The organism is Bosea sp. ANAM02 (assembly GCF_011764485.1).
Lineage (GTDB): Bacteria > Pseudomonadota > Alphaproteobacteria > Rhizobiales > Beijerinckiaceae > Allobosea.
Genome location: NZ_AP022849.1, coordinates 289,383 through 307,203, shown reverse-complemented (window position 1 = coordinate 307,203; position 17,821 = coordinate 289,383). Strand labels below are relative to the sequence as shown.

Here is a 17,821-nt window from a genome sequence, read left to right as displayed (position 1 = left end):
GCGAAAGACTTTACATCGAGAAGGGCTGGTCGCAACCTTCGAACAAGGATTGAAACGAATCGGACTGGGATAACGATATGGCGACGATGCGCCCGATCGAAGAGATCGCCGAAGCGCACCCGATGCTGGACCTGGTTCGGCGGGTGTCGCGCGTTGGCGCGCAGGTCGCCGAGCGTAAGTCGGGCTCCAAGGTTTTCTACGACCTGTTCCTGGGAACTCTCGGATCGAGCTCGTTTGCCTTCGCCTTCGAGTCGGATGGGACCCTCGCGCTCGGCGTGCCAGAGATCGACATTGCGGGCTTCGTATCCATCGACTGGGCGGGAGCCGCACTCATTCGGAACCTGGAAGGCCGCGATTATCTCGCGCTATCCTGCACGACAATCGACCCGCGCGCGCCGCTAGCCTGGCGCATCTTCTTGAACGTGGCGGTGCAAGTAGGCGAGCAGATCGCAAAGCGCGCTCCCGCAAAACTGCGGATGCGTCCGATGCGCGTCCTGAAAACCGGCCCAATGGCCGCCAAGGGGCTTCCGCTCGCCGAGATCGGTTTCACGCTTCTCTAGCGCAACCGATCAAGCAGTCTGCGCATCTCTTGCCGGCCACGGCCGCGGCCCGTTGCGGGTCTGTGCGATCTTGTGCGGGAATTCCATCCGCGCCAGGAGACCGTGCGGTTCCCGATCGTGCAGCGATAGCTTGCCTTCATGCTGTTCAGCGACGGCCTTCACGATCGACAGCCCGAGGCCAAAGCCGGTGTCGTCGTGAATGGTGCGAGCCTCGTCACCGCGCATGAACGGTTCGGTGACGCGGTCTTTCTCGCTGTCGGGAATCCCGGGGCCGTTATCGGCGACCTCGATCGTGATCAGGCCGCCCAAAGCGTTCAGAGAGATGACGACGGTATCTCCGAACTTGATGGCGTTGCCGACCAAGTTGGTGATGGCACGCTCGATACCCTGAGGGTCGACCTCCGCAGCAAGATGGCGGGGGCCGATGTAGTCGACCTCGTGCCCGAGATCGAGGAACTGGTCGCGCACCGTCGTCAGAAGGGTCGGCAGATCGACGGCCGCGCGTCGCTGCGTGCCGCGCCCCTCACGTAGGAACGACAGGGCCTGCTCAACCATCGCTCGCATCTGCTCGATGTCGCGAACCATATCCTGGCGGACCTTGTCGTCCTTCACGAAATCACAGCGCATCTGCAAGCGCGTCAACGGCGTCATCAGGTCGTGAGAGACGGCGGCAAGCATCCGGCTGCGTTCGGCAACCAGCTTCCTGACGCGAGACACGGCTCGATTGAGAGCGGTCGTCGCAGCGCGGATCTCCGTGGGGCCGGTAGCCGGTATCGGCGCCGTCTCGCGATCGAGCGCGAATGAATTTGCAGCTTCCTCAACTTGCTCAAGCGGACGGGCGAGCGTCCTGCGCGACCACCAGAGGAGGAAGGGCGTCGTCAGGAGGATGTAAAAGAAGCCGCGGATAAACGTGTCCCAGGCCCAGACCGCAGGCTGATTGCGGCAGTGGACGGTCGCGGCGATGAGCGTCTTATCCCTCAACCTGACAACGATGCGCCCGGTTGGAGCGTCAGCTTCGCGCGGAAAGAAGACCTGGCGATCCGGACCGAGAATGCGCTGTACGGATTTGATCTCGGGTGCGTCGTCCAACGGTGCCCGAACCGTCATTTCCGCCGGAAGAGCCGTCACTCCCATCCTGGGGAAGGTGCGCTTGATCGCCTGCAGCTGGAGATCCCGCTGCTGCTGATCCGTCATGTCGTCCATCAGCCGCAAGGCATAGGAGAAGCCGTTTCCCTCAGACGAGTCGCATCGGCCGGGTTGTCCGCCATCGATGATGTGAACGTCGATTGCCGTGATCGCCTGGAACGCGATCTCGCTTCCCAGAACGAGGAGAATGATCTGGGACGCTATCGTCGGAAGCTTGAGGAACCGCGGGATCACCGAACCACGACCTCAGGTGCGAAGATGTAGCCTTCGCCCCGAACAGTGCGGATGATTTGAGGATCGCGAGGATCAAGCTCGATCTTCTGTCGCAGGCGGCTGATGAGGATGTCTATGGACCTGTCGAGGGCGGTCGAGGTGTGTCCCTGTGTGTAGTCGAGCAGATTGTCCCGCGTGAGCACTCGCTTTGAGCGCTCGACAAGCACGCGGAGCAGATCGAATTCCGCACCGGTGAGATTGACGATGCTGCCGTCGCTGTTGCGCAGCTCACGCAAGCCCATGTCGAGATCGAAGCCAGCGAAGGAAAGCACCCGAGCTGGGTTTCCCGCCGGCGCGCGCGCGAGTTCTTCACGCCGGAGCATTGCCCGAACTCGGGCTAGGAGTTCCCGCAATGAGAACGGCTTCACCAGATAGTCGTCAGCTCCGACCTCGAGGCCGATGACGCGGTCATTATCCTCGCCGCGCGCGGACAAGAACATGATCGGGATCGCCGACGCGGAGCGGACTCGGCTGCAAATGCTGATGCCGTTCTCGCCGGGCAGCATCACGTCCAGGATGAGCATGTCGTACTGGCCGTCGGCAAAAACCCGATCGAACGATGGAGCGTCCCCTGCAACGGTCACGCGCATGCCGTTCTCAGACAGGTACTGGTCGATCATTTCGCTGATCTTGCGATCGTCCTCGACGACGAGAACGTGAGGTTTTGTGCTCATAGCCTCGAACTGAACCAACAATGGCGGGATCCGGGTCCACGCCAAAACACGACTTCGCCTGCATTGTTATTGCCGCATCCGGGGCATGATGGCCAGCATTTCCCCGACTGCTTCAATTCGCCAGCAACCTATCGGTCCTGTGTTAACGGGGCCTTTACCTTGGCGGCCCATCCACCGGGCGAAATCGGCCTAGACATGAACCAGAAACAAAAAAGGGGGTTCCAGACAAACTGGAGAAATATGCGGCCTGTAGAAGGCTGTCCGTGACCTTCTGAACTCTACCTGCTGACGGTCGCAGATCCCGGAGAGCCCTTTCGCGGGGGTATCTCCAGACCAGGGGTCAGCGAGCTGCAGCAGGACCAAGCCGATCAGCGACTTCGCCCATGTCGCGTGCTTTGGCTTTCATCTCATCCGCTGACATGGTGCCATCCACTGTCAGGATCGGTTTCCATTGCTTTTTTCGACGTTCCGCGTTTGGCGCGAACTTCGGAAGCATGACATAGCGCTTTCCGCGCTTGCTCTTCCCCTTGAGCGTTTCCGCGACGATTGCCGTCGGCTCGCTCACGTCGAGGCCCTGGATCTTCATCCATTGGAATAGTCCGTCGATGACCTCCCGCAGCTTAGCAGGGTCGTCCGTCGGCGATGCGGGCTCGCTGGCGCCGCCGGTAAGCGCAGATGCGCCAACGCGCTCCGCGGCCTCAGCGGCACGCAGAACGGCAAGTAGCTTTTCAGGCACCTGAGACTGGGGGATCCCGAACGCGATCGCTCGCGCTCCGGTTTCCCCGGTCGCCTTCATCTGGACGGCGTTTACTGCCTCCAGCAGGTCAATATAGGCCTTCCGCATGTCCGTTCCGCCCTAAGTCGAGCCGCGTTCGCGAGAAAAGGGTCTCGCGAACGAGTGCAAGGCTCAAGGGCGAACGCGGTCAAAACGGTGGATCAGCGCGCGTTCAGGCCGAAATGGCAACGTCGGCGCCGTTCGCCGTGGAAGCGGACGTCGAGCTCGCAACTTCAGCGATGCACGAATAGCGCACTGGGCCCAGACGCGGCTGATGACGACGGATTTCGAGGGACTGGAGCTTGCCCTTGGCGAGCTCAATGAGGTCGGGGGTCATGTCCTCTTCGGACAGGCCGCAATCAGCAGCCCCCTCGACATAGCTGCGCATCTCGGCTTCGAGAGGCGCCAGGAGCTCGGCCTCATAATCGCTGAGGCCCAACACGATAAGCTCGAACTTGATGGACTCGGTGAGATGGTCGACCGACGGATGCGTTGCGTACGACATGACCTTCGCCTGCTGGCTGAACTCTGAACAAAACTAACTGGAGAGGCGTTCGCGCGCCTCAGAGGGACCCATGGCTGAGCACCATGGAAATGTCTATAGATTTAGAGTTTTCCGATTCGTCCAAAACCCTCTTTCACGGGTGAGTCTCTGGATTGCAACAGCCTCCGGCGCTGCGCCGGAGCCACCTGCGGTCCACTCAAATTCTCCATACCCGCAAGGCCCCGAGCGGGGAACGGGTTCCTTGGGGCGAAACGGTGACGAGGTTAATCTGCTTCACTGGGCGCTTCAGAATCCCCGACTAAGTGATTAAGGTCTCGTTAGCGAACATAACAAGAACACCACGGCGAGCCGGCCAAGTCAAGCGGCGTTAGGATAATGATCCCAATCTGTGAATAACATCCCCAAACAAGAGAGGGGCGCCCGGCATTCCCGGGGCGCCCCTCTGCGATCCGCGATCCGCGTCCGCCGGCGTCAGGCGTCTTCCTCGGCCCGAGTGTCAGACATCAAGCTGGCCAGGAAATCAGACACGTAGACGGTATCCGAACCCGGCTGGGCGAGCGGCTCCTCGGGGGCTGTCTCGGCGAACAGGCGATCGCTGCCATGGGCGGCGGCATCGACCATGGGCCGCACAGTGGGATCGGCCGGCCGGTAGGAGCCACCGGTGGCGTCGACGAACTTCTTCTCGACCTCGGCTGCGGTGGTCGAGGCCGGATCGAAGTAGGCGTCCGACATGACGCGCAGGAAGGCGTCGTGGCTGAGCTCGTCGGATTCGGCGATCGATTTGCCGGCGACGTCGACGCCATGGCCGATCTCGCGGAGCGTGACCGGACGCGGCTCGATCTCGGGGAGCGGGCCGCGGCGCAGCGGGCGCTCGTCCGGGTCGGGCGCGAGCTGGGCGAGCTCGGCCTCGTCGTGGAAGCCATCCTCGTCGAGGAGCTCGGGCGGCAGGTCGGCGGGGGTGCGCCAGTCGCCTTCCGGCGCCTGCTGGCGGGCCATGGATTCGACCAGGGCGGAGAGACCACCGCCGCTGGTGCTGTCCTCGTTGAGGGAGACGTGCTTGACGCTCGGGCGCGGCGGCGGGGCGGCCGGCCGGGCCGGCGTGGCGATCGAGGCGCCTGTTGCGGCCGCGGCCGGCCTGGCGGAGGTTGCCGCGGCGACGGCACGGGTGACCTGGAACAGGCCGACGCAAGCCGCTTCCGCCACCGGCTGGCGTGGCCGGCGGTCGATATATTCGGCCATGCCCTGGGCGGCGACGGCGATCTCGTCGAGCGCCTCGGCCTTGGCGTAGATCTGGCTCTTGGCGGCCTCGGCCTCGCGCGCCATCGCGACGGCGAAGGCGGGATCGAGCAGCTTCTCCAGGACATCGGGGGTGCGGTCGACGAACTCGACCTCGTCGAGGCTCGGCTTCTCCACGATGATGAAGTGGTTGACCGCCAGCATCATCGTCTTCTTGTCGATCACCGAGGGCGGGTCGGCATAGAAGGAGCGCGCCCGGATCAGCTTGTCGCCATGGGTGACATGCATTTGCCCTTCCTTCTGGCCGGTCAGGTCGCGCAGATCGACGCGGTCGATCAGCTCGACCCCGGCCTCGGAATTGTCGCGATAGCTGACCGAGGTCAGTTCGCCGACATGGGCCTGGTAGCCCTTGAGCTGCGAGCGCTGGCCCTTGCCGCCGCGGTCGATCGCGAGCTTGGCGGTCTCGTTGGGCTCTTCAGTTCTCATGAAGATCTTGGTGTTGGTATTGGCGATGATCGAGTTCGCCTCTTTGTCGTTGTGACGCTTCATCGACTGAAGGTCCTGCGCGCCAAAGATCATCGCAAATCCAAGCGAGCGCGCCTGGGCCGCCATCACTGCCATGCCAGTAACGAGATAGTAGCCGCATTCGTCTAGGATCACAGGAAAAGGACTAGACGAGTTGGTAACACGGTTGTCTACAATACGCTGAACTGTTCCTTCAAGTTCAGAGCCGAGCGCATTACCCATCATTCCTTTGAGAGTAGCTACCACGATTTTGCCGAGGTTAGCAATCTCATCGTCTGCTTTTTCGAGCGCGGGCAACATAATGACGAGTCCGCGCCGATTAAGTACGACGTCCGCCATGTCTACTTCGCCAAATGGCGTCGAAAAGATGTAGCCGTAGACGTCAGCCAAGCTGCCCATGATCTTGGTGAACTGCATCTCCAGGTAGCCATGCTGGTCGAGCGTGGTCTGGGCCTGGTTGTAGCCCTTGTCGTCCTTGTAGCCCGGCAGCGACGTCAGATAGGACGAGATCGAGTGCCGGATGTGCGGAGGCATGTCCGGGTACTTTGTGGGCTTCGCAAGGTCGATGATGCGCTTGAGGCTGAGGTAGTCACGAATGACGCCGACGTTGAGGTCGACGACGTTCTGCTCGCGCAGCCAGACGAGCGCGCGCATCACGCCGGTGAACATCGCGCTCGCGCGTCCCTTCCAGAGCGCGCCGTCGCCGCCTGTCTCGTCCATCAGCGAGATGACGAGCTGGGTCAGCGAGTCGGACGAGCCATTGGAGAAGGGGTTCAGGGTGTTCGAGGTGATGTTGAAGTCACCGCGAAAGCCGCTGGTGTCGCGGTTGCCGGTCATGAAGTTGATGACGAGCAGGTCATCCTCGCGGCCGAAATACCGCATCAGGGCGTACAGCTTGAAATAAAGCGACACGTCCGCCTTGCCGTCGCAGAAAAGGAAGCCAGAGTTCCAGCTCAGGGCGTTCGCAACGAAGCCGATGAGCGCCTCGGTTTTGCCGGCGCCGGTCGTGCCGAGCACCAGGAAGTGCTGGCGGCAGTCGTCGTTGCCGAGCCAGAGCTCGCTGCCGCGAACCATGTCGTTGCCGAGGAAGAAAATGCCCTTCGCGGGGCCGATCGCGCCGTTGGGCATGGGGTTGTTGGGATCGATGAGGCCCGATTGCGCGGGCAAGCGAAGATCCAGCCCCTCGCGCTTCGAAAGCGCCCAGGCCGTGATGGCGAGCGCGAGGATCATCATCACATCGCCGATCGCCGGAACCACGAAGCCGACAGCAGCCAGCATGACGACCGCCATCGACGCGTTGGCGGGCTTGTGCATCCAGTCTGCAAACTTGGTGAAGAGCGGGCGCGCATCGCGATGCAGCCACTCGACGTTGAGTTCCTGCGACTCCTTCAGGCCGCGCGTCATCTTTGCCATTGCAGCGGCCTCACCAGCGGTTCAAAGACAGCGAGAACGAACGCACGTGCGTGGGAGCGCGCGCCGACAGAGCGGCGTAGAATGGGCCGAGGTCAGAGACCTTCTTGGACTGGCAGGCGCGATTCATCATCATCCTCATGGATTGATGAATTAGAGCTCGGAAACCAAGGATTGGCAAACGCCTGCGGATCTGCAATCCATGGATCGCTGCAAGAATTTGATTGAAAGTCCTAGGAACCGATCCTACCCCTCGGTCGTCCGCGAAACGAATCGGACGATTCGGGAGTTACTCATGCAGAATGCAAAACCCGCCGAGCGCCAGGTTCGCTTCGGCTTCGGCGCCAACATCGCCCGCCCTCGTCGGAAGCTCCCGACGGACGGGCGATCGACCCAGGAGCTCGTTGCAGAGTTCCTGAAGACGAAGGAAGTCACGAAGTGCCCGACCCGCTACGCTGATGGCGCGATCAAGGCTTCCGGCTATTACGAGTGGTAGGCCCGAGAGGTCAGGTTGCCGCAACAGGGCCGCGCCATAGCGGCCCCGTACCTCGATGGACGGCGCCGTCTATCGCGCCTCAGAAACCATCCAGGAAACGTCCTCGGGCTTTGGATTGCCTCGGACCACACGAACGAGCCCGACGCTGTCGGTGAATACCGCCGTCGGCGTCGCGAAGGCTGAAAAGGTCGCTTCCCAGAGAAGGCGACCAATCTTCATCTCGATTTCCCGATCCTGCTCAATCACGGCGGATAGCTGTGAGGAAGAGGGTGATGCCGCCGTGACGGGCGCGGTATCACGTACCAACGCCGACAGCGAGCGGAAATCCCGTGCGTCACGCTGGCGAGCAACGTTTGCGCGAGCAGCGGAAACCGGTCCGGCGAAGGCGATGAACCGCCAGCGACAACGGTCGAGGAGTGTCTCCGCCGCACTCAGGAGATGACTCGACTCGACGCATCCAGGCGATACCAAAACCTGGACAAGCGCACCTTGTCCCATTTCGGTCGCCTCCTGGTTCAACAGCATGCGCACCAGCTCGGGCCGCGCGATGCGCCCGAACGACTGGGCGCGGCCGGCCGGCAACAGCAGCGCCGCGGCACCTGCGATGATGGAACGCCTTGAGGGATTCACCGAAAACATCTCTCGCCGAGTGGACGCACGATCATGAACAGCGCAAGCATGGTCTGGAACAATCGTTGGCGCAATCCTTTGATCAGAACCTTCCTTCTTTCCGTCGCGCTTCTCTCAAGCCTCACGCCCGCACTGCCGGCCGAGCCAGCGGCGCCATGGCCCGATAGCGCGCGATCGCGTTCCCTGTCTCGACCGTCGTGGGTGCTCTTGATCCCGGCTCGACGGCTGCCGAACGGAACGCTCGCAATCTGGGACCGCAACGATGACTGGTCCCGCATGTGGCGAGCACCTGCAACCATCGACGGCCTGCGGATCGTGCCGCTTTTCGGGGACGACGAGGACAAGCGCTCTGTGACGGCGGAATCCATCGACGGCATGATGGTGGATAGCCTTGAGCGCGTCATGAGGAAGTATGGCGCACCCGCCGTCGCGCTTGCGGTGACAGACGGGAAAGCCGTAGCCCTCGCCGGTTGGGTGCCCGGCTACGCCGCCTCTTGGGAGCCATCTGACGTGCACCAGGATCCTGCTCAGACGAAAGCGCAGGCTCTCACCATCCTCTCCGGCATGTTCCGGACAGGGGGAGCTTCACAAGCCTCGCGGTCGCAGCCTGAGAAGACGACCGAGGGCGCAGGTGCAGGCGACGTCCAGATCGAAGCTTATCGTTCTGGAACAGATGGTGCGACCGAGTATCGCCTCATCCTGCTACCCCCGCCGGCTGCAGTCGTGGATCAGGCTCTGGAGCGCCTGCAGGCCATACCGGGGCTCCAGGTCGTATCGAGCGAGCCCTACGCTGAGGGAATGCGCCTGGTGGTGAGCACCAGCTCGGGGAGGCAGCTCTCCGCCGAGTTGCGAGCCGCCGGGTTCAGCGTCCGGTAGGTCGGTACGAACCCAAACAACCACACACGAAAAAGGCCCAGGACAGCAGCCCCGGGCCTTCTCGCTTCCGCCTGTCACGCCGATCAGTTCATTCGGCGGCCGAGGCCCGGGTTCTGCAGTCGGTTTTCATACGCCTTCAGGGCGCCCGAGATGTCGAGGCCGCCTCCGATGCGTTCGAAATCGGTGCCGCCCTCGACCGCCGCGCGATCGCCGTTGTGCACCAGCTCGGCGCCGATCGAGATCGACATCGAGAAGCCCCAAACCTTGCCCGTGTTGTCGAGATCCGGAGCCATCTTGAAGACGCCCTCATCACGCGACGCATAGAGCGCGCCATCACCGATGGCTTGCCATTCAGGGTGCTCCAGCATGACGGGCAGCAGCGCAGCAGCACGCAGGTTACGGCTGCGGAGATCTGCATCGGTGAGACCTTGAGCTGCGCTCCGCGCCAGGAGCCCATACTGCGTTGCCAGAACGCCGACATAGGCTTCCGGGGTTTCGCCGGCGCCACGCGCGGCGTCCATGCGCACGAGCTTCGGATCAAGATCCTGGTGGATCTCGCTGAGGCGGACGCCGTAAAGGCGCTCCATGCTTACCGATGCGGCCTTCATGTAATCCGCCTTTCCCGGGCTGACAGAAACCATAACGATGTTCTCCGAAACGGCTGGCCTTTTGGGCCTTCGAGCTGAGTTTGGAATCGGGCCTTGAAAGTGGCAAAGCACTTTTTGGCTCCGCTGCCCATTTTATTCGGGCCCGAGATAGCGGACGGGATTCACGGATCCGCGCGGGCGTTTGGGCAGGCGGGTACGAAGGTAGAGCTGAGCCACTTCCTCGGGAGCAGGTTTGCCGACAAACCCCCAGCGGCCAGGCATGGCATTCGTCAATGCCGGAAAGAATTCGGGCGTCGCCGGGCGCCATGCATCTGCCTTGAAGACCCCGATCACGATGCCTTGGGACACTGCCAGAACATAATCGGCGGCGCGAGCTTTCACGGCGCTGAGCCGCCAAGCATACCTGACAGCTTCGTAGAGGCTGCTCCGTTCGATGGCAGACTGATTGACGGAGATCGCGATCAGAGTGCTGAGCGGCCGGATGGGGACAGCCTCATAGCGTTCGATGATCTCCTTGGCGTGCGCAACACCGCGTTCGTCCGAGCCGTGACCGCCCACCAGGTTGGTCGTGCCGGGGTAGGCATCAAGCAGCGCGGCCTCAACTTCGAACGCCGTCGGTTCATCGAGGCCATGCCGATGGACGACATGGCCCACCTCAAGGCCGGCTCGCTTGATTTCGCGGATCCGGATCAGCTTGTCGCCGACGACATCTCCATTTTCAGAGACGCCATCAGCGTGCTCGAAAACTCGGTTACCACGCCCCTTCCCGACATAGAACGTCGATCCGTCCCGCGGATCCAGCAGGCGATATACGTAATAGGCGAGCGCCTGAGTCACCGAATCTGAAAACACAGACCACCTCACGACAACGACCAGGACGGCGACGCAGCTCAGTCCTCGATCGGCGCCGGAGCGTGCGTGAGCGTCAATCCATCCATATCCGCCATGACCGATCGGTCGAAACCAAAATCGGAAATCGGATCGATCTTGGCTCGCGGGGCCTCCTTGGCAATCATGGCTTGAAGCGGCGCGCGCAGGGGCTCTGGCAGCGAGCGCACGATCTGCTCTGCGTTGATCTCCCACGGCTCGCGATCTGGATTTCCGAACGCGGAGGGCTGAGGACGCTCACAGGCATACTCGATCGCGGCTGAAATGCGCGGATCCAGAAGGCCGGCCGGCGACTTCGAGATCCAGGCACGCCCGCGATCGGTCAGCTGGAGATCCCCGTCGACCAGGTTGCGTTCCATGAAGCGCTCGATGTGCTTAGCCCAGGTCGACGGTCGACCGAGCTTCGCATTGATGGCAGCTTCGAGAAGAACGGCGTCAGCCCGACGCGTCTCCAGGCTAGAGCCATTGACCCAGGTGACTTGGCCGGGGAAGCGAGGGCCATTCTCGCGGCGCCAGTCCAAAGAGCCAACCTTCTCGGCAACAGCCTGGCTGAACCCGCTCTTGATCAGGAAGGGTACGAGTTCCGCACCAATCCCGGGCTGAGATGTGAAACGAAGACCCGTTTTGACGAGATCGCGGGCAATCTGCGCGCGGACCCCTTCGTCATGACCGAGCTGCTGAGGGTTGGTGGTAAGGTCGACCTTCCCTCCGATCGGGAAGGGTGCATCGTGCACGTCCTCCTCGGTCTTTGGCGCCATGGCATTGCGATCGACGTTGTAGCCGGCCTTCCGCAGAAGAGCTTCGATCTTGGCGGCGGTCGCCGGCGCGACACCCCGGGATCCAGCCCGTGGATAGGAGAGACGGCCCTGCTCGTAGAGCCGCTGCATGGAATCGTCGGTCTCGCGAGGAGACATGTCGAGCTTCTCAGCCGCGCGCACCATGATGTCGCCCATGTGCGGGGCGGGCGACGCAACAGTGGAGGTTGTGCCTGCCGAAATCATCGGAAGCGCCATACCCGTCAACCGGCGGGCAATCTCGGGATCGAAAGGCGCAACGCACGGCGCCTCAGCCATGAAAACGCGCCCACCGTCCTTGGCAGGCGCGACCAGGTTGAGGCGCAGCGTTGACGGCTTGTCTCGCTGAACGAGCCCGAGCAGGGCAGTTTGGACGCGGCCCACGCCGACGTCAGGACGGGAAAAGCTGGCGCCGATCAGCCGGTCGACAATTGCTCGCGTCCTGCCGGCGACCGCGTCCGCCTTACGAACCGGCGTTGCTGCGTCGATGGATGCGCGAACGGAATCGTCGTCGAGCCCCTTCATCCGGACGCGCAAGGGATTTGGGTGCATGTCACGGATCAGGGTCGCGACGTCCCAGGCGATTACGTCACCCTCAGCGTCGGCATCGGTGGCAATGATGACGTTCTCAGCCATCAACGCCTCCGACCGAAGCCTCTTCACGACCTCGACGTCTTTCGGGACGCGCCGGAACTCACGCATCCGGGAGTCGATTGCCGGGACGTCGAGACTCTCCGGCATGTCGAAGAGATGCCCCTTCGTGGCCTGCACCTTTGCCGAGAAGCCGAGACGCTTCAGGATGGTTTCAAGGGTGCGCGCCTTCAACGGCGCTTCGATCACGAAGAGGTCCATCTCAGGCCTTCGGGCCCATACCGGAAAGCGCCATCAGGCGGTCGATCAGCTTGCGGAAGGCATTGCTGATCGCCTCGGCGATGTTCTTGAGACGGTCTTCGAGCTTGCGTCGCTCTTCTTCGGTCACGGGCTTGGGCATGCGATCGTTGAGGCGGCTGAGGACGCCCTCCACGTTCTCGCGTGCATTTTCCGCGTCGAAGCGGTCCGGGAAGTTCTTGGACAGCGTCTCCGCGTCGCCGACGACGCGCTCAAGCATGCCACCGAGATCCTGCTGCGCATCCTCGATCTTGGTGCTGGCTGCGGCCACCTTCGGATCCTTGAGGATCGTTGGCTCGGCCGCGCGGAGCTTGGCGACGAGCTCCGCGGGGGCATCCCCGTTGGAGATCTTCTCCATGGCGCCGTCAACGGTCAGCTCCTTATCCTGCGCATACGCTTCGAGCGCAGAACGGAAGTCCTGGGCGCCATCGGCCTCGAGGACGGCTTGGTTATACGCAACCACCGAGCGACCGACGGCGTTCGCGGTGCCGGCCACTTCAAGAACGCGGCTGCGGTACTGCGCGGACTTGGCGGTGAACATGCGCTCACGCAGCGAGGCAAGGATGTCGTTATGAGCATCGTCGACCTTACCGCGATCGTTTGCGATGCCCTCCATCCGGCGCAGAGCACGACGGCGAGGATCACCCGCGATCAGGGAGGCCATGCCGGAAACGAGACCGCCGAGAATGCCGCTGCTGCCACCAACGCTTTGGGCCGCTTCCATCTCGGCATAGCGGCGCAGGAGCTCTTCTTCGTCACGCTGACGACGGTCGAGCTTCGCGGCCATGGGGCGGATCGTCTTGGCGACCTCCTCCATATAGGAGCGAGCGAGCTCGCTGGACACTTCCGGATCGAGTCCCGAGGAGCGCAGCAGCTGCTCGGCCATGCTGGTGTCTACGACAGAAGGCGGGGCGACGTGCGTCTCGGCCTGGGGCGACAGATCTGCGCCGTCCAGCGCTGATGCAGGGTCATGAGCCTCCTCACCCACAGGAGAAGCCTCGGCGGCCGCGGGCGCGGGGCTAACCCCGATGTCGGACGACATGCCCTTCTCAGCCATCGCACGCTTCAGATGGGCGTCCAGATCGTTCGCAGGAGCGCCACCGGGCGCCGCCGGGCGGACCGGCGGAGTGGAAGCCGCCGGCGTCTGCGGTGAGGCGTCTGCGATCGGCTTGAACTGGGAGAGATCGTGCTCGTCGACAGGACCAGCAGGCGCCGCCGCTACCGAAGCAGCGGCAGCTGGTGTCGAGGTCTCGAAGTCACCCGCATCCACGGCGCTCTCAGGAGCGCCGCTATCCTCATCGACCTGAGGAGCGGAAGCCTTTTTCTTGAGTGCAGCGAGTCCCATCACGATCTCCCGGGATCAACGAATCGTCGTCGCAGCCGGAGCGATATTGCGGCTGCTCTCAGTCTGGATGGACAGCATCGTTGCAAGCATCAAGTTCTGTCGCTCGATGAGCTTGTAGGTCTCCCAGGCGAGATACGCCTGGAAGGACTGGATCATCACGCCGTCCTTGATGGCCTGCTCGTAGCTGTTGTTCATCGCCACGCCCCAGTTGGCGTTGCGGTACCAGCCGCTTGCGCGCACATCCATCCAGTCATGCCAGGAGACGCCTTCCGAGTAGTTGGCGTTGTAGCCGGAAATCTGGCTGGCGAGGCTCTGCGCCCAGCCCTGGACTTCGGAGTTCGGCATCGCCGTACGCTTCGCCAGGATATCGGAAACCGTGTTCGAGGCGATCGAGAGACGAGCAGCCGAGGCCTGGCGCTGAGCCGCCTTTTCACGACCCGAAGCAGAGGTCGCCTCCTTCGGAAGCATGCCGCCCTGCGGGTTCGGAGCGATGGCGTTGATGAGGAAGGTCTTGGCAGCTTCCACGCGCTGCGAGCCGAGGCTCGTGGATTCGCTGCCGGCCTGGTTGTAGAACAGGCTCTTGCCCACATCGATCGATGCGTTCTGCATGTCGGATCCAGCGGCGGAAGAGCACAGCCCCGAGCGGACGTCGTCCTGGTTCGAGTAGAGCGCGCAATGCCGCGACAGCCGCTTCTGGATCGCGATGTCGCGCCCCTGGGACGACGGCATCTGGTCGTTGCTGCCGAGATCCCACGCGGTTGTGTCGGACGACAGGGCCGCACTCAGCGAGGCAGCGGACGCGCCGAGTGCCGAGCCGGCGCGGGCGCCGGTCATCACGTTACAGGACGAGGCGCCCGAGGCAGCGCCTTTGATCGCGTTGAAGCGCGCCATCTCGATGTTGCCGACGACGCGGCGATCGTCGTTCACGTTCGCCATGTTCGACTGAGCGCCGATCTGCTCCTTCGAATTGCCCGAGAGCTGACCGGTGCCGAGACGCATGGCCTCGATGATCGCCAGCTGCATCGCGTTGATGCGCTCACTCAGCTGGCTGATGATCTGGTTCGTGTTCTGCTTGGCGTCGTTGTAATCGTAGGCGACGCAGCAGGCTGCCTGGGCAGCGGAGCCGAAGCCAAGAGCGCCAAGAGTGACGCCGGCGGCGAGGGCGAAAGATTTCGCGTTCATCGAGAGACCCTCAGCGAGAGAACAAGGTGGCGATCCCGCCAGTCGAGGAGGTCGACGCGCGGGACACGTTGGAGGTGAGCCCGAAGGCATTCATGGTGCTGGTACCTTCTCCGCCGCCGAAGCCCAGGTGGGGGAAGAAGCCACCGTTGCCCTTGCCGGAGAAAATGCTGCTCGGCATCGAGGCCATGACCTGCTGAAGGATTGCCGGCGCATTGGCGCAGTTGCCCGAGCCACCGCTCGAACCGCTACCGCCAGAATTCCCGGAGCTCCCGGAGCCACCGGAGCTGCCGCCGGATCCACCACCACCGAACATATTCTGAAGCTGCGAAAGCAACTGGCTCAGCTGCGGCGGCCGGAAGAGCAGGTCCCGGTTGCCTTGCATCAGCGAGTCGAGGCACGACGAGCCGAAATAGCCGCTTTGCGAGCGCTGACCAGACGAGACCGCCGAGCCACCATTCTGCGAGAAACCGTAGTCGCCGCTGGTCGCGATCGTGACCATGTTGTTGATGTGCTGCTGCGCCGCGGCGACGGTTGCCGAAGCGATAGACTCGTCGCACGCGACATTCGAGGCGTTGCCTGCAGAGCCGAACTGTCCGTTCGTGTTCCCGGCAAGGACATTCGCCAGCTGGGTCAGCATCGACGAGCTGTTGTCGCCCGGTGAGGAGCCGTTCGTGTTCGATCCTGTGCCGTAAGGATCGTTGTTGTTGCCCGACTGGGACACGCCGGTGATGCCAGAGACATCGATACCGGTAATCCCGAGAGCGTTCAGGATGGCCTGAGCCGTCGCCGGGTCGGGTGCCTGTCCGGTCCGAAGATAGGTGTCCAGAACAACGGGTCCGGCGACGCGCGAAGCTGCCAGGAGAGATGAGGCGTCAATGGTCCCGCCATTGAAGGACGCGCCGACATACTGCGTCGTGCCAAGGGCAGTCAGCGTGGTCCAGTTAGACCGCGCTGCTGCTTCCTCGCCGAGCGGGTCGGAGCAGCCCCCGCCACAGGTCGCGGCGATGAACGTGGATGTTTGAGCCTGCGCCCCGGGAGCCAGCAAGATGCAGCTCGCGAGGAGGGTGGCCAGGGCGGTGCCGCGCATGAGATTCTTCATCGAGTGACTCCGGTGCCGATCCGCTCAGCGACTGCGTAACGCTGGCCGGACCATCCGTAGACGACGCGGCCCGGCGAGCGCGGAAGCTCCGCCACGACGTCACGCCATCCATCGCGATTGACTTGCATGACCGCCACCCGGCCATGAGTGAGACCATCGAGGAGGGTGGTGTACCCGCCGCCCTTCACCTGCAGGATCCGCGTCGGGCAACCGAGAAGCACGCCGCACACGCCAGAACCTTCGAGACGCGCGATAACGACACTCTGGCCCTTGCCGGTGAGATCCGCCGCACCGACCAGGACCTTGAAGCTCCCCGAGGGAAGGCGCCTGGCGGCGTCGCCGAACTGCGCGACGAGAAGTGGACGAGCCTGCGCGGGAGCTTCCTTGAAGTCGACGGCATCTCCGGACGAGGCGACATCCATCGCGTAGTGCGAACCACTCCACGACCAGGTCTCCCGGCCATCGACGCGCAGAGAGCGCACCCCACCGAAGCCGGCCTGACCAGTGTCGAGCGCTGTCAGGCGGCGATCGAAAACGGTCTTCCACCCCTCGCGCACATCTGGTCGAGCGATGATGACACGACAGCGCTTGCCACTGAGGTCGCAGGTCGTCTTCGAACGCAGACGCGCTACGATCTCAGGGCGGCCGTCACCATCGAGATCAGCTGTCGCGAGGTCGATCTTAACATCGGACGCGGCAGCCTCAGGGGCGAGCTGGACGACGACGGTGCGCTCCGGAGCGTTCTTGCCTGCTTCCGTGAACAGCACAGGTCCGGCATCAGCGGCCTCAGCTGGCTTCAACGAGGCGCGGGACTGCGCTGAGGCTGCGCCGCAGGCCAGCGAGGCGGTGATCGCGAGAAAGAGCGGGGCGAAGCGACGAACCGACATCAGCGGAACAAGCCCCCGATGCCGCCGGAGCTGCTCGTGCTTGCACCGGAAACTCGTCCGAGCACCGAGTTCAGATTGACGGTCTGGGAGCCACCGGAGCCGCCGGGCACATTGAGACCGCCAGCCAGCGAGCCAATAAGCTGACCGAGATTGGTTGAACCTCCCGAGCCGCCGCCACCTCCCAGCGCCTGCTTGGCCTGCTGACAAGCAAAGTTGAGGACCATGCCGAGCAGATCCGTCAGCTGAGGCGGCTTGAAGAACAGATCCATGTTCCCCTGCATGAACTTGTCCAGGCAGGCGATGTTGGAATAGGTGCCCGGGCGCGACGAGAAATTGTTGCTCGCCATGCCGTTCATGCCGTTGACGTAATTCATCCGCGACTGATCCATCGCGCTCTGAATGTCGGTCGAGCATTCCTGCGCGTGCGCGATGCTGGAGAAGCAGATCGCAGCAGCCATCAAGCCAGCCAGTGCTGCCTTCTTCATGTCAAACCTCCAGAGCCGATACCGTAGTCGTATTCGTATTGACCGACGCCCCGCAGAACGGCCTCGGCGGTCTCCTGCTGCGACACCGCATTGATCATGCGCTGCCGAACGATCTTCCGAACAGCATGGCAGTCCTCCATGAAAAGGGCGCCGATCCGGCCGGAAGCGCCTTCTTCGTCCGTGACGATTCCATCGTCCGTCAGGTCAGAAACGATCCGGGTGGCGTCATCCCAGCCACGGCTGATCGAATACGCAAGGATCAGGATTCGGCGGGCGGGTTCGAGTCGCCGGACAAGAGGACCGCGCGCACGCAACGTCTCGCCGAATCGCCGAGGCGAAGAGATGGACAGCGCCTGAGAAAGCTCATCGCATTCCTCGTCCAGAGCGGGATCGGCCTTCGGGGGGCAGATCTCCTTCAAATCCGGCGGGAGCAGCGATTGCCAGGCCAGAACATCCTCTGATCCGAGCTTGATCGGTTGCATGGTGGAATTCGAATCCTTGAACTAGTGATCGAATCGCATTGGAACGCGACAACGATC

Annotated in this window: 18 protein-coding genes; 3 read left to right on the top strand and 15 right to left on the bottom strand. The window is 63.0% G+C overall.

Going from position 1 to position 17,821, the window contains the following annotated elements; translation table 11 throughout:
* The first annotated feature begins 77 nt into the window (after positions 1-77).
* A complete protein-coding gene (locus tag OCUBac02_RS25200) occupies positions 78-560 on the top strand; it encodes a hypothetical protein (protein WP_173050381.1) in 483 nt (160 codons plus the stop codon).
* Positions 561-569: 9 nt separating this feature from the next.
* On the opposite strand, the gene OCUBac02_RS25195 is transcribed toward OCUBac02_RS25200, so the two are convergent.
* From OCUBac02_RS25195 to OCUBac02_RS25175, 5 genes are all read right to left on the bottom strand, one after another.
* Entirely contained in the window at positions 570-1,940 is a 1,371-nt protein-coding gene (locus OCUBac02_RS25195; protein WP_173050379.1) for an ATP-binding protein, read from the bottom strand.
* Positions 1,937-2,653 carry a response regulator gene (locus OCUBac02_RS25190; RefSeq protein ID WP_173051163.1) on the bottom strand — a complete coding sequence of 239 codons (717 nt, stop codon included), beginning with the start codon at positions 2,651-2,653 and terminating at the stop codon, positions 1,937-1,939. Before OCUBac02_RS25190 ends, OCUBac02_RS25195 begins: the two co-directional genes overlap by 4 nt.
* Positions 2,654-2,993: 340 nt before the next feature.
* Positions 2,994-3,497, bottom strand: coding sequence for a hypothetical protein (locus tag OCUBac02_RS25185; RefSeq protein WP_173050377.1), 504 nt, complete (start codon positions 3,495-3,497; stop codon positions 2,994-2,996).
* Between the two features lie 103 nt (positions 3,498-3,600).
* Entirely contained in the window at positions 3,601-3,933 is a 333-nt protein-coding gene (locus OCUBac02_RS25180) for a hypothetical protein (protein ID WP_173050375.1), read from the bottom strand.
* 471 nt (positions 3,934-4,404) lie between these two features.
* On the bottom strand, positions 4,405-7,107 hold the full coding sequence (locus tag OCUBac02_RS25175) for a type IV secretory system conjugative DNA transfer family protein (RefSeq protein WP_173050373.1): 2,703 nt from the start codon (positions 7,105-7,107) through the stop codon (positions 4,405-4,407).
* 292 nt (positions 7,108-7,399) lie between these two features.
* On the opposite strand from OCUBac02_RS25175, the gene OCUBac02_RS25170 reads away from it, so the two are divergent.
* Positions 7,400-7,600 carry a hypothetical protein gene (locus OCUBac02_RS25170; protein WP_173050371.1) on the top strand — a complete coding sequence of 67 codons (201 nt, stop codon included), beginning with the start codon at positions 7,400-7,402 and terminating at the stop codon, positions 7,598-7,600.
* Between the two features lie 69 nt (positions 7,601-7,669).
* Here OCUBac02_RS25170 and OCUBac02_RS25165 read toward each other — a convergent pair whose 3' ends face one another.
* Positions 7,670-8,239 carry a hypothetical protein gene (locus OCUBac02_RS25165; RefSeq protein WP_173050369.1) on the bottom strand — a complete coding sequence of 190 codons (570 nt, stop codon included), beginning with the start codon at positions 8,237-8,239 and terminating at the stop codon, positions 7,670-7,672.
* 24 nt (positions 8,240-8,263) lie between these two features.
* On the opposite strand from OCUBac02_RS25165, the gene OCUBac02_RS25160 reads away from it, so the two are divergent.
* Entirely contained in the window at positions 8,264-9,106 is an 843-nt protein-coding gene (locus tag OCUBac02_RS25160; protein ID WP_173050368.1) for a DUF2066 domain-containing protein, read from the top strand.
* A gap of 83 nt (positions 9,107-9,189) precedes the next feature.
* Here the strand turns inward: OCUBac02_RS25160 and OCUBac02_RS25155 are convergent, their stop codons facing one another.
* The 9 genes from OCUBac02_RS25155 to OCUBac02_RS25115 form a co-directional block, all read right to left on the bottom strand.
* A complete protein-coding gene (locus OCUBac02_RS25155; protein WP_173050366.1) occupies positions 9,190-9,747 on the bottom strand; it encodes a hypothetical protein in 558 nt (185 codons plus the stop codon).
* Between the two features lie 99 nt (positions 9,748-9,846).
* Positions 9,847-10,566: an LEM-3-like GIY-YIG domain-containing protein gene (locus OCUBac02_RS25150; RefSeq protein ID WP_173050364.1), complete on the bottom strand. Its 720-nt coding sequence runs from the start codon at positions 10,564-10,566 to the stop codon at positions 9,847-9,849.
* 38 nt (positions 10,567-10,604) lie between these two features.
* On the bottom strand, positions 10,605-12,248 hold the full coding sequence (locus tag OCUBac02_RS25145) for a toprim domain-containing protein (RefSeq protein ID WP_173050362.1): 1,644 nt from the start codon (positions 12,246-12,248) through the stop codon (positions 10,605-10,607).
* A 1-nt stretch (position 12,249) separates the two neighbouring features.
* Positions 12,250-13,629 (bottom strand): hypothetical protein, encoded by a 1,380-nt coding sequence (locus OCUBac02_RS25140; RefSeq protein WP_173050360.1) that lies wholly within the window; start codon positions 13,627-13,629, stop codon positions 12,250-12,252.
* Between the two features lie 15 nt (positions 13,630-13,644).
* The gene (locus tag OCUBac02_RS25135) at positions 13,645-14,811 is read right to left on the bottom strand and encodes a hypothetical protein (protein ID WP_173050358.1); all 1,167 of its coding nucleotides are present in this window, start codon (positions 14,809-14,811) and stop codon (positions 13,645-13,647) included.
* Positions 14,812-14,821: 10 nt separating this feature from the next.
* Positions 14,822-15,910, bottom strand: a complete 1,089-nt coding sequence (locus tag OCUBac02_RS25130; RefSeq protein WP_173049841.1) for a hypothetical protein — start codon at positions 15,908-15,910, stop codon at positions 14,822-14,824.
* Entirely contained in the window at positions 15,907-16,797 is an 891-nt protein-coding gene (locus OCUBac02_RS25125; RefSeq protein ID WP_173050357.1) for a hypothetical protein, read from the bottom strand. Before OCUBac02_RS25125 ends, OCUBac02_RS25130 begins: the two co-directional genes overlap by 4 nt.
* On the bottom strand, positions 16,797-17,282 hold the full coding sequence (locus OCUBac02_RS25120) for a hypothetical protein (RefSeq protein WP_173050355.1): 486 nt from the start codon (positions 17,280-17,282) through the stop codon (positions 16,797-16,799). Before OCUBac02_RS25120 ends, OCUBac02_RS25125 begins: the two co-directional genes overlap by 1 nt.
* Positions 17,279-17,764, bottom strand: a complete 486-nt coding sequence (locus tag OCUBac02_RS25115; RefSeq protein ID WP_173050353.1) for a hypothetical protein — start codon at positions 17,762-17,764, stop codon at positions 17,279-17,281. Before OCUBac02_RS25115 ends, OCUBac02_RS25120 begins: the two co-directional genes overlap by 4 nt.
* Positions 17,765-17,821 lie beyond the last annotated feature (57 nt).

Coding starts and splice junctions, on each gene's coding strand:
- OCUBac02_RS25115 (WP_173050353.1), bottom strand. CDS start 17,764: ATGCAACCGATCAAGCTCGGATCAGAGGATGTTCTGGCCTGGCAATCG.
- OCUBac02_RS25185 (WP_173050377.1), bottom strand. CDS start 3,497: ATGCGGAAGGCCTATATTGACCTGCTGGAGGCAGTAAACGCCGTCCAG.
- OCUBac02_RS25135 (WP_173050358.1), bottom strand. CDS start 14,811: ATGAACGCGAAATCTTTCGCCCTCGCCGCCGGCGTCACTCTTGGCGCT.
- OCUBac02_RS25155 (WP_173050366.1), bottom strand. CDS start 9,747: ATGGTTTCTGTCAGCCCGGGAAAGGCGGATTACATGAAGGCCGCATCG.
- OCUBac02_RS25165 (WP_173050369.1), bottom strand. CDS start 8,239: ATGTTTTCGGTGAATCCCTCAAGGCGTTCCATCATCGCAGGTGCCGCG.
- OCUBac02_RS25140 (WP_173050360.1), bottom strand. CDS start 13,629: ATGGGACTCGCTGCACTCAAGAAAAAGGCTTCCGCTCCTCAGGTCGAT.
- OCUBac02_RS25125 (WP_173050357.1), bottom strand. CDS start 16,797: ATGTCGGTTCGTCGCTTCGCCCCGCTCTTTCTCGCGATCACCGCCTCG.
- OCUBac02_RS25190 (WP_173051163.1), bottom strand. CDS start 2,653: ATGAGCACAAAACCTCACGTTCTCGTCGTCGAGGACGATCGCAAGATC.
- OCUBac02_RS25170 (WP_173050371.1), top strand. CDS start 7,400: ATGCAGAATGCAAAACCCGCCGAGCGCCAGGTTCGCTTCGGCTTCGGC.
- OCUBac02_RS25175 (WP_173050373.1), bottom strand. CDS start 7,107: ATGGCAAAGATGACGCGCGGCCTGAAGGAGTCGCAGGAACTCAACGTC.
- OCUBac02_RS25160 (WP_173050368.1), top strand. CDS start 8,264: ATGAACAGCGCAAGCATGGTCTGGAACAATCGTTGGCGCAATCCTTTG.
- OCUBac02_RS25200 (WP_173050381.1), top strand. CDS start 78: ATGGCGACGATGCGCCCGATCGAAGAGATCGCCGAAGCGCACCCGATG.
- OCUBac02_RS25180 (WP_173050375.1), bottom strand. CDS start 3,933: ATGTCGTACGCAACGCATCCGTCGGTCGACCATCTCACCGAGTCCATC.
- OCUBac02_RS25145 (WP_173050362.1), bottom strand. CDS start 12,248: ATGGACCTCTTCGTGATCGAAGCGCCGTTGAAGGCGCGCACCCTTGAA.
- OCUBac02_RS25130 (WP_173049841.1), bottom strand. CDS start 15,910: ATGAAGAATCTCATGCGCGGCACCGCCCTGGCCACCCTCCTCGCGAGC.
- OCUBac02_RS25120 (WP_173050355.1), bottom strand. CDS start 17,282: ATGAAGAAGGCAGCACTGGCTGGCTTGATGGCTGCTGCGATCTGCTTC.